We start from the raw sequence: 9120 nt of genomic DNA on the forward strand, positions 1-9120 counted from the left end.
CGATTGCATCCTACACAATTGTAATCCTGTGAAATTGTGGTCTATAGTTAGTTTTGTATAGATTTTTATAAGCAGGGTCAAAATGGCTGTATCAATTTGGTTAATTATTTTACCAATGTTTACGGCGTTTGCTTTGGGAATAGTGAAGTTTTTTTCTAAGAAGTTAGTTAAGCCTGTTTTAATGATAAGTTCGACTATTCATTTATTTTTAGTAGTGAGGGTGACCCTTAGAGCTTTGGAAGAGCCTATTATCTATAGTTTAGGCTCTTGGGATCGCTTTTTTGCAATTAACTTAGTGATAGATCCTTTAGCAGCAGTACTTATTTTGTTGATTACTGTAATCTCATATTTGATGATTATTTATTCTTTAGACTTTATTAAAGAAGACTATCCGAAGTATTATTTGCTTTTGTTATTATTAATTGCTGGCATGATAGGTATGGTAGCAGCGGGAGACTTATTTAACCTTTATGTTTTTTTCGAGATCGTTTCTTTGACCTCTTATGTTTTGGTTGCCTTTAAAAAGACCGATATAGCTATTGAAGCTAGTTTTAAGTACTTGATTTTGGGGACTATCAGTGGTTTCTTTGTTTTACTAGGGATTATCTTTATTTATCAAGCTACTGGAACTCTAAATTTGGCTCAGATAGCTGTTAGAATGCCTGATGTCTCTTTAGGTTTTCAGATAATTACTTTAACTACACTTATCTTTGGTTTTGGAATTAAGTTTGCTTTAGTTCCTTTACATACCTGGTTACCTGATGCTCATCCTGCTGCTCCGGCTCCAATTAGCGCTTTATTATCTGGAATTGTAATTAAGACTTCTTTATATGCTCTATTGAGAGTTATCTATGTTCTCTTTGGGCTAAACTTTATGATGAATACTAATTTGATTAGCATAATGGTTATTTGGGGAGTATTTACCTTCTTGCTGGCCCATTTAATGGCTTATCAACAAAGTAATTTAAAGCGATTATTAGCTTTTTCCAGTATTGCTCAAATAGGGTATATTACTATGGCTATTGCTTTAGCAACTGAAAAAGGAATTATAGCTGGCAGCTTCCATATAGTTAGCCATGCCTTAATGAAAGGGGCCCTGTTCTTAGCAGCGGGAGTCTTTATTTACAGCTTTAAAGCTTATACTATAGACGATATTAAAGGCTTAGGCTTTTCCTTGCCTTTAACTTCCTTTGGCTTCACTTTAGCTGCTTTAGCTATTATAGGCTTACCACCTTTTAATGGTTTTATCAGTAAATGGTTGATTATAGAAGCGACTTTAGAAGCAGGTTATTTGGGAGCAGCCTTTTCTTTGATAGTGGGGAGTTTGCTTTCCTTAGCTTACTATTTAAAGGTGATTAGGTCTTTATATTCAAATGGTGATAGCTTAAAACTAAAGAAAAAACCTAATTGGAAATTGGAGTTTTCAGTATTAGTACTAGGTCTTTCTTGTTTATTATTTGGCCTTTTACCTCAATTACCATTAGCTTTATTGGAAGAAGTACCAGCCTTTTTATTGGATAGCGCTGATTACATCAATCTTTTGTTAGGAGGTTAAGTCAAGTGATAAATCCGGGAATTATTTATTTATTAGGTGCTGGGGGCTTGTTTTTGACTAAAGGTAAGTTAAGACAGGCTTTGGCTGTTTTGATTTCTTTAACAACTTTAATAGTTGTATATAATTTACCATTAGGTGAAGGTTTAATTATTCCCTTTTTGGATTTTGAATTAATATTGATCAGTGTGGATAGTATGAGTAGATTTGTTGGTTTAGTATTTGCTTTTGCTGGTTTAGGTAGTACTATTTATTCTTTGTTAATTGCTCAGAAAAAGCAGTATGTATTAGGATATATATATATTGGAGCTTCCATATCTATTTTATTTGTAGGTGACTTCTTTTCTTTTTATATATTTTGGGAGTTAATGACTTTGAGTTCTTTTTTCTTGATTTTTGATAGAAGTAAGCCCTTTACTGGGCAGACTAGTTATTATTACTTTATTATGCACTTAACAGGGGCCCTTTGTTTATTATGGGGAATAATTATGCACTATACTTCAACGGGGAGCATGGCTTTAACTACTGTTGAAACTGCTTTACCCTTTTTTGTAATTGCAGTAGGAATTAAGTTAGCTTTTATCGGTTTACATACTTGGTTGCCTCAAAACTATGCTAATGTTCCTTTTAATACTAGCATTGTTTTATCGGCTTTTACTACTAAGGTTGGTGTTTATGCGCTTTATCTTTTATTAGGGGGAATTAACTTAGGCTATGCGGGTACTATTTCAGCTATTATTGGGGTAATTTTCGCCTTAAAGCAGACTAATGTGCGTAAGCTACTTTCTTATCATATTGTTAGTCAGATTGGTTTTATGATTGCTGCTATTGGAGTGGGCTCTCATTTAGGGATTATTGGTGGAATTTTGCATATGGCTAATAATATTTTCTATAAGGGTTTACTGTTTATGGTGATCGGAGTGGTTATTTATACTACTGGTAAAGAAGATTTAATGAACTTTGGTGGCTTAGCTAAGAAGTTGCCGATCACAGCTTTTTGTGGTTTAGTAGCTTCTTTAGCTATTGCTGGCTTTCCCTTTACCAATGGTTATATTAGCAAGTATATTATGAAGGCTGGAATTAATGATCCCTTTATCTACTGGGGACTAAATGTAGCTGGGCTAGGAACTTCACTTTCTTTTTTAAAGGTCATGTACTTTGGTTTCTTCAAAACAGGTAGATGTGAAGTAGAGCTTAAAAGAAAGCCCACAAAATTTATGCTAGCTAGTATGTTATTAGTAGTGGTACCGATTTTAGCTATTGGTTTTTATCCTCAACTTTTAAAGAACTTTTTTGACTTAGAAGCAGGAATGGGTTATTTTGATCTGGGTTATATCTGGGCGGGATTACGTCCAATATTAGTAGCCATAATTATTTTCATTGTCGGCCATGACCTGATAACACCTCATCATCATGAAAAAGTTAATAGGGATCCGTATCCTATATTTGCTAGAGCTTGGGATAGGATAGGAAGTGTGGCTAGTGATTTACATAATGGTGACTTAAGTAGGCATTTGGTCTGGGCCCTGACTGCCTTAATTATTTTATGGTTTAATCTGATGTTTTAAGCAAAACTTCTAAAAATACTAGTGATTTTTCAGGGTACTTATCTCCATATTTTGGGATTAGTAATAAGGCTTTACTAGCCCCAAAATATGGAGATCTTTATTTAAAAAAGTTAAAAGCTTAGGGTGTATATATCAGCTAAGGTTAAAGCTTTTACTAGGCTTGACAAATTAACTAAAAACTTATATAATACAGCAATGATAGTGTATGTAATTTTATTAACAAAAGAGCTTTTGAATTAACAATTATCAACTTATTAGAAGTAATATTTTTTAAAAATACGATTATTTTTAATTTTTTTAATATTTTCAAGAAGGGAGGGAAATAAATGGCCAAGAAGATCAATGGTATTTTCATTTTCATTATTCTTTATGTTATTTGGTTTATTGTATCTGGTAATTTTTCATTAGCTTCAATAGTAGTAGGAGGCTTAGCTGCTATTTTGCCGGCTAAGGTAATCAGTGATTATTTTGTAAGATGGTCAGCAATGCGGATTGTAACTAAGTTTTTTATCTTTGTAGCCTATCTACTCTTACTACTTAAAGAAGTTATGGCCTCTAGTCTTAATGTAGCCTATATAGTTCTCCATCCTCGCATGCCTTTTAATCCAGGAATTGTCAAAGTGCCTACTGGGTTTGAAGGTGAACATAAAGGAATTGCTATGAGTTTTCTGGGTAATACAGTAACCTTAACTCCAGGAACTATGACCTTGGATTTAGATACTGAAAGTGGAGATTTATATATTCACTGGTTGGATGTAAAGACTAGAGACCCAGAAGAGATGCGCAAGACTATCTATGGCAAATTTGAAAGCCTGATTGGGAGGATACTCACATGATAGAACCTATTTTATTAGCGGTGATTTTAACTGTTGTAGCTTCTATAATACTGATTTTTTTTCGAATTTTAAGAGGGCCCACAATTTTTGATCGAATTGCTGCGGCTGATTCAATTGGAGTTTTATTTTTATTAGTCTTGGTTTTATTAAGTGTTTATTTTGATAGACCAGCCTTTTTGGATGTGGCTTTAGTTTACGGTATCTTACTTTTTATGGGGGTACTGATGTTTGCTAGGTATTTTGCTAAACGAAGAGAGGTGAAAGAAGATTAGCGCCTTACTTGAAGTAATAGGTCATATTTTGATCATTGTTGGAGCTGCTTTCGCCTTAATTACTGCTATTGGCATGTTGCGTTTTCCTGACTTTTATGCTCGCCTGCATGCTGGAGCTAAATGCTTAACTGCTAGTGGAATAAACATTATGTTAGGAGTTATTTTTATACAAGGCTTTAGTTTTAACTCTCTAAAATTAATAATAGTAATTGGTTTTCTAGGCATTGTGAATCCGGTTACGACGCATGCTATTTCCAGAGCGGCTTATTTATTTGGTTTAGACCCTTGTTGTGATTCTAAAGGAGAAAACCTGGAAGATTGTGTTGTTTATTCTTCTCCTATTTTGGGCTTAGATCCTGCTCAAAAAGACTCTACAGAAGCAGCTAATAATTAAAAGGAGTAGGTGATTGTAATGGAGCAAATTTTATATTATCTGTTATTAATAATTTTATTAGGTAGTTCTATTTTTGCAATAGCTACTAAAAACTTATTAATTTCTGTGATTACTTTAACGGTATTTAGTGGAAGTTTGGTAATGCTTTATGTTTTCTTACAGGCTCCGGATGTAGCTTTAGCAGAGATAGTAATTTCTGGTGGGATCACTACTGGGTTATTTATAGTTACTATTAGTAAAACGGAGGGGCTCGAATGAGAAAGTTATACTGTTTGATTTTAGCTATTTTGTTGGCAAGTATGTTTTTTATGGCTTTTAGCGGTTTGCAAGAAGTAGATATGGAGCTTAGTAACTTTTATTTAGAAACTGGAGTCGAAGAAACCGGAGCCATTAATATGGTAACAGCTATTTTATTTGATTATCGTGGCTTTGATACCTTAGGTGAAGCAACAGTAATCTTTGCTGCTGCAACTATTATATCCTTTTTGTTGCCTAAAAAACAAACGACTATGTTAAAGGATGACTTTTCTTTACTTGTGCATAAATCCATTAAGTCAGTGATTCCGATTGTGTTTATATTAGGGGTTTACTTAGTTGTCTTCGGACATTTATCTCCAGGTGGTGGTTTTACTGGAGGGGTAATTTTAGCTGTAATTGCTATTTTATGGACTGTAGTTTTTGATTTAGAATATTCTGAGAGCAAACTGAGTTATAGTACTAAGTCATTAATTGAAGATTTGGGTGCTTTAGCCTTTGTAATCATCGGTCTTTTCGGCATGATAGCTGGTAGTACTTTCTTAGCTAGTGGTCAAGCTGGCTTTTATTTAGGAACTCCTGGCGAGATACTTAGTGGAGGAGCTATACCTTACTTAAATATGGCTGTAGGGGCTAAGGTAGGAGCTGGCTTAGCTATTATCTTTAACAGTTTGATAAAGGGGGAGTAAAGTGGAGTTAACTTATCTTGTTATTGCAATCTTGATTTGTGTAGGCCTTTATGCCATTGCTTCTAAGCGCAACTTGCTTAAAATAGTGATTGGTATTAATATTTTAGAATCTGCTGTGATCTTCTTATTTGTTTTTTCAAGCTATAGACCTGGCGGAACAGTTCCTATCATCAGTGGGAACCATGAATTATTTGTAGATCCTGTCCCTCAGGCTTTAGCTTTGACGGCAATTGTTATTGGAGCTAGTACAACTGCTTTGATGTTAGGACTAGTAATCGAACTTTATAAAAGATACGATACTTTAAACATTACTGAAATTCGCAAAATGCGAGGATAACGACAAGAATACTTACTTATGTTAGGAGGATGAAGATGGCTTCGCCTATTTGGTTAATTATTTTACCTTTGATTACCGCTTTTGGGCTAGGAATAGTCAAAATCTTTTCTAAAAAGTTACTTAAGCCTTTCCTAGCTTTATCGGCGACAATACATTTAATTTTAGTGATTGATGTTGTAATTAGAGCTTTTGAAGAGCCAATGATCTATAGTTTAGGTGGCTGGGATAGGCTTTTTGCTATTAATTTAGTTATAGATCCTTTGGCAGCTATTATGGCTTTATTGATTAGTGTGATATCATACTTAGTAGTAATTTATTCCTTGAGCTTTATTAAAGAGGATAAATCTAAGTATCGGGTTCCTAAGTACTTTTTATTACTCTTTTTATTAATTGCAGGGATGCTAGGTATGGTATTAACAGGTGATTTATTCAACCTTTATGTCTTCTTTGAAATAGCTGCTATTACTTCTTATGCTTTGGTCTTAATTTATAAAAGAGATGGAAGCCTTGAAGGCACCTTTAAGTACTTGCTGGCGGGAACTTTGAGTGGAGTGTTTATTTTAGTAGCTATTCTGCTAGTTTATCTAAGTACGGGAACTTTGAATATGGCTCGGATTGCTGTTAAGTTTGCTGAAGTGCCAGGACAGTTAAAGAGTATTATCTTAATACTGTTTTTGACTGGATTTGGAATTAAGTTTGCACTGGTTCCACTTCATACTTGGATGCCTGATGTATATCCGGAAGCACCCGCTCCTTATAATGCTATTTCTTCTGGAGTAGGAATCAAGGCTTCGTTATATGCTTTTATTAGAGTAATTTATGTGCTGTTTGGATTTGATTTTATAGCCAATACTGAACTAACTAGTCTCTTAGTAGTTTGGGGAGTAATAACCTTCATGGTAGCTCATCTGATGGCTTATCAGCAAAAGAACCTAAAACGATTGTTTGCTTTTTCCAGTATTGCACAGGTAGGTTATATTATTATAGCGGTGAGTTTAGCTACAGATAAGGGACTTATAGCAGGAGGCTTTCATATAGTTAATCATGCCTTGATGAAGGGAGCTATCTTTTTAGCTTTGGGTATTTTCATCTATTACTTTAAAGCAGAAACTATAGAGGATATTAAAGGCTTAGGTCGTTCTTTACCTTTAACTTCCTTTACTTTTACCTTAGCTGCTTTGGCAATGATTGGTTTACCTCCTTTTAATGGTTTTCTCAGTAAATGGTTAATTATTGAGGCTGCTTTAGAGTCTGGTTATACAGTGGCTGCTTTCTTTATTCCAGTAGGAAGCCTTTTATCTTTGGTTTATTACTTACGAGTGCTGCAGTCCTTATATTCCAGCGGAGAGCCTAAGCCAAGAGTTGATTTTAAAAGGCCTCGTTTGAGCTTAGAGTTGCCGGCAGTTATTTTAGGATTTTCTTGTTTGCTCTTAGGTATCTTCCCGAGATTACCTCTGGATATGCTGGGTCAAATTTCACATTATTTATTGGATAGCAGTAATTACATCAATCTGTTGTTAGGAGGATGAAATTAGATGATCAATCCTGGTTTTTTATATATACTTGGAGCTGGAGGACTGTATATTACTAAGGGTAAGTTAAGACAGGCTTTAGCTCTGATAATTTCTCTGGTAACTTTTTTGGTAGTGATTGGACTATCAGTAGGTGAAGTTGCTACACTGCCTTTTATGCACTTTGAACTGGTTTTGTTAGAGGTTACTGAGATGAGCAGGGTTTTTGCTTTAATATTTGCTTTCTTTGGACTCTGTGCTGTGATATATTCGCTAGTTACTGACCAGAAAAAACACTATGTACTATCCTTTTTATACATTGGTAGTTCACTGGCAGTGGTATATGTAGGTGATCTCTTTACATTCTATGTTTTTTGGGAACTGATGACTATTACTTCTTATTTTTTAATCTTTGACAAAAGTAAGAAGATTACTAAGCAAGCTAGTTATTATTACTTTGTGATGCATATGGTAGGGGCTATGGCCTTACTCTGGGGAATACTTTTACAGTATACCGCCTCGGGGAGTATAGCTTTAACTACCGTAGAATACGGTCTGCCTTTCTTTGTAGTAGCAGTAGGAATTAAGTTAGCCTTTATTGGGCTGCATACTTGGCTACCTCGTAACTATGCTAATGTTCCTTTTTATACTAGTGTAGTCTTATCTGCCTTTACTACTAAGGTGGGGGTTTATGGACTTTATCGTTTATTAGGAGGAATTAATTTAGGTCATGCCGGTACTGTTTCAGCTATTATCGGAGTAATCTTTGCTCTGAAGCAGACTAATGTGCGGAAACTGCTTTCTTATCATATAGTGAGCCAGATTGGGTTTATGGTGGCTGCTATTGGGGTTGGAACTCACCTAGGTATTATTGGAGGAGTGCTCCATCTAGTTAACAATATTCTTTATAAAGGCTTACTGTTTATGATGATTGGAGTAGTTATTTATACTACTGGCGAGGATGACTTAATGAAATTCGGTGGTTTAGCTAAAAAGCTGCCTATTACAGCCTTTTGCGGCTTAGTAGCCTCATTGGCTATTGCTGGTTTTCCCTTTACCAACGGTTATATTAGTAAGTATATAATGAAGGCCGGTATCAGTGATCCCTTTGTTTACTGGGGTTTGAACTTGGCTGGAGTGGGAACCTCACTTTCCTTTTTAAAGGTAATGTATTTCGGTTTCTTTAAAACAGGTAGATGTGAGGTAGAGCTTAAACGAAAGCCCAAAAAGTCAATGTTATTTAGTATGTTAATAGTGGTAATACCTATTTTAGTTATTGGTTGGAGGCCGCAGGTATTACAAACTTTCTTTGACTTAGAAGCGGGAATGGGTTACTTTGATCTTGGTTATATTTGGGCCGGATTTCGACCGATTCTCTTAGCAGTAATTCTCTTCATTGTTGGTCATGATATTATCACTCCGCATCACCATGAAGAACATGATAGAGATATTCTGGCTCGTTTAGGAAAGAGTATGGATTATAGCGGTCGAATTTTGAGTAGACTTCATAATGGCAATATGAGTAGATATGTTTTATGGTTGTTAACTACTTTAGCTATTTTATGGATCAGAATTTTAATATAAAGATATAGAAAAAAGGTAAGGTCTTCAGACCTTACCTTTTTTAGCGTGTGTTCCGTAAATTACATTGATAATAGGTGAAAGTCCTATCTGTACTTTTAGCATGGTAGATAAGGTTGAGATAT

General features: G+C 34.9%; 10 protein-coding genes. All 10 read left to right on the forward strand.

Annotated elements, in window-relative coordinates; translation table 11 throughout:
- The first annotated feature begins 82 nt into the window (after positions 1 to 82).
- The 10 genes from MWH30_RS12700 (at position 83) to MWH30_RS12745 (ending at position 8998) form a co-directional block, all read left to right on the forward strand.
- The gene (locus tag MWH30_RS12700; RefSeq protein ID WP_248664468.1) at positions 83 to 1555 is read left to right on the forward strand and encodes a complex I subunit 5 family protein; all 1473 of its coding nucleotides are present in this window, start codon (positions 83 to 85) and stop codon (positions 1553 to 1555) included.
- A gap of 5 nt (positions 1556 to 1560) precedes the next feature.
- On the forward strand, positions 1561 to 3120 hold the full coding sequence (locus MWH30_RS12705; protein ID WP_248664469.1) for a proton-conducting transporter transmembrane domain-containing protein: 1560 nt from the start codon (positions 1561 to 1563) through the stop codon (positions 3118 to 3120).
- Between the two features lie 326 nt (positions 3121 to 3446).
- Positions 3447 to 3956 carry a Na+/H+ antiporter subunit E gene (locus MWH30_RS12710; RefSeq protein ID WP_248664470.1) on the forward strand — a complete coding sequence of 170 codons (510 nt, stop codon included), beginning with the start codon at positions 3447 to 3449 and terminating at the stop codon, positions 3954 to 3956.
- Positions 3953 to 4228: a monovalent cation/H+ antiporter complex subunit F gene (locus MWH30_RS12715; RefSeq protein ID WP_248664471.1), complete on the forward strand. Its 276-nt coding sequence runs from the start codon at positions 3953 to 3955 to the stop codon at positions 4226 to 4228. The genes MWH30_RS12710 and MWH30_RS12715 overlap by 4 nt, the downstream gene beginning before the upstream one ends.
- Positions 4229 to 4256: 28 nt before the next feature.
- Complete coding sequence (mnhG, locus tag MWH30_RS12720) at positions 4257 to 4622, forward strand: monovalent cation/H(+) antiporter subunit G (RefSeq protein WP_248664472.1); 366 nt, start codon at positions 4257 to 4259, stop codon at positions 4620 to 4622.
- Positions 4623 to 4640: 18 nt separating this feature from the next.
- A complete protein-coding gene (locus MWH30_RS12725; RefSeq protein ID WP_248664473.1) occupies positions 4641 to 4880 on the forward strand; it encodes a Na(+)/H(+) antiporter subunit B in 240 nt (79 codons plus the stop codon).
- Complete coding sequence (gene mbhE, locus MWH30_RS12730) at positions 4877 to 5566, forward strand: hydrogen gas-evolving membrane-bound hydrogenase subunit E (RefSeq protein ID WP_248664474.1); 690 nt, start codon at positions 4877 to 4879, stop codon at positions 5564 to 5566. The genes MWH30_RS12725 and mbhE overlap by 4 nt, the downstream gene beginning before the upstream one ends.
- 1 nt (position 5567) lies before the next feature.
- The gene (locus MWH30_RS12735; RefSeq protein WP_248664475.1) at positions 5568 to 5903 is read left to right on the forward strand and encodes a sodium:proton antiporter; all 336 of its coding nucleotides are present in this window, start codon (positions 5568 to 5570) and stop codon (positions 5901 to 5903) included.
- A 35-nt stretch (positions 5904 to 5938) separates the two neighbouring features.
- Entirely contained in the window at positions 5939 to 7432 is a 1494-nt protein-coding gene (locus MWH30_RS12740) for a complex I subunit 5 family protein (protein ID WP_248664476.1), read from the forward strand.
- Between the two features lie 6 nt (positions 7433 to 7438).
- Positions 7439 to 8998: a proton-conducting transporter transmembrane domain-containing protein gene (locus MWH30_RS12745; RefSeq protein ID WP_248664477.1), complete on the forward strand. Its 1560-nt coding sequence runs from the start codon at positions 7439 to 7441 to the stop codon at positions 8996 to 8998.
- Positions 8999 to 9120 lie beyond the last annotated feature (122 nt).

Origin of the sequence: Fuchsiella alkaliacetigena, from assembly GCF_023227765.1 — a bacterium.
GTDB classification, from domain to species: domain Bacteria; phylum Bacillota; class Halanaerobiia; order Halobacteroidales; family Acetohalobiaceae; genus Fuchsiella; species Fuchsiella alkaliacetigena.

What these genes read in the sequence shown, in the direction of transcription:
- MWH30_RS12700 (WP_248664468.1), top strand. Translation starts at nt 83, where the DNA reads ATGGCTGTATCAATTTGGTTAATTATTTTACCAATGTTTACGGCGTTT.
- MWH30_RS12710 (WP_248664470.1), top strand. Translation starts at nt 3,447, where the DNA reads ATGGCCAAGAAGATCAATGGTATTTTCATTTTCATTATTCTTTATGTT.
- MWH30_RS12715 (WP_248664471.1), top strand. Translation starts at nt 3,953, where the DNA reads ATGATAGAACCTATTTTATTAGCGGTGATTTTAACTGTTGTAGCTTCT.
- MWH30_RS12725 (WP_248664473.1), top strand. Translation starts at nt 4,641, where the DNA reads ATGGAGCAAATTTTATATTATCTGTTATTAATAATTTTATTAGGTAGT.
- mbhE (WP_248664474.1), top strand. Translation starts at nt 4,877, where the DNA reads ATGAGAAAGTTATACTGTTTGATTTTAGCTATTTTGTTGGCAAGTATG.
- MWH30_RS12740 (WP_248664476.1), top strand. Translation starts at nt 5,939, where the DNA reads ATGGCTTCGCCTATTTGGTTAATTATTTTACCTTTGATTACCGCTTTT.
- MWH30_RS12745 (WP_248664477.1), top strand. Translation starts at nt 7,439, where the DNA reads ATGATCAATCCTGGTTTTTTATATATACTTGGAGCTGGAGGACTGTAT.